Annotated in this window: 1 protein-coding gene; it reads right to left on the bottom strand. The window is 27.5% G+C overall.

Annotated features, from left to right (window positions below; translation table 11 throughout):
• Positions 1 to 538, bottom strand: a 538-nt coding sequence (locus CD129_RS12590; RefSeq protein WP_126577760.1) for an IS3 family transposase, incomplete at both ends; no start/stop codon positions are given.

Below are 538 nucleotides of genomic sequence, written 5' to 3'. Positions count from 1 at the left end.
TCATTCCCCATACTGATTCCATAGGTCCATTATCAATACAACAGCCTACACGTGACATACTTTGAATCATTTTATGCTTTTTTAATTTTGTTTTGAAACTTCTAGAAGTATATTGAAACCCTCTATCGCTATGAAATATAATACCCTTGGTATTTTTTACTTGTTTAACTGCTTTTTCAAGCGTATTAAATACTAATTGGTTATTATTTGAACTACTCAATTCATAGCTTAAAATTGTTTTACTACCTAAATCATAAATCGCACTTAAGTATATTTTATTACCATTTTTTAATTTGAATTCAGTCACATCTGTTAACCATTTCTTATTTTTCTTACTTTCATTAAATGATCTATTTAGAATATTTTGCGCAGTTACTTCAGGAGTAAAAAGCTTATATCGCTTAGCTTTGCGACGTATAATAGCTTTTAATTTTAATTGTTTCATTAGCCTATAAACACGCTTATGATTTACACGTTTATTTAATTTAAGACGGATATAGATATAAATGCGTCTATAACCATAAATACCTTGATATTG

Source organism: Mammaliicoccus fleurettii, assembly GCF_003970575.1.
GTDB lineage: Bacteria > Bacillota > Bacilli > Staphylococcales > Staphylococcaceae > Mammaliicoccus > Mammaliicoccus fleurettii.
This window is presented reverse-complemented; position numbering and strand designations above follow the sequence as displayed.